1 protein-coding gene is annotated in these 214 nt (G+C 63.1%); it reads left to right on the top strand.

What is annotated here, in order from left to right; translation table 11 throughout:
• Positions 1 to 214: urease accessory protein UreF (locus tag AF337_RS39070; protein WP_280138890.1), on the top strand; the 214-nt coding region annotated here is incomplete at both ends.

The raw sequence follows: 214 nt of genomic DNA, 5'->3' as shown, positions 1-214 counted from the left end.
GGCCTGGCCGGACGGGGTGTTCGAGCGGTTACCTGACAAGGTCGCTTATCCCATTGCGGTCGGGGCGGTTACAGGCGCCCATGGCATAGGGCCCGAGAAGGCGCTTGCCGTTTTCCTGCATGCCTATGTCTCACAAGCGGTTTCATCCAGCATCCGCCTCGGTGTCGCCGGGCAAAGGGATGGCCTCGCCGTTCTTGCCGGTCTGGAAGACCAT

This window comes from Rhizobium ecuadorense, assembly GCF_001187535.1.
Lineage (GTDB): Bacteria > Pseudomonadota > Alphaproteobacteria > Rhizobiales > Rhizobiaceae > Rhizobium > Rhizobium ecuadorense.
Note: the sequence above shows the minus strand (reverse complement) of the source record. Positions and strands in the feature narration are given on the sequence as shown.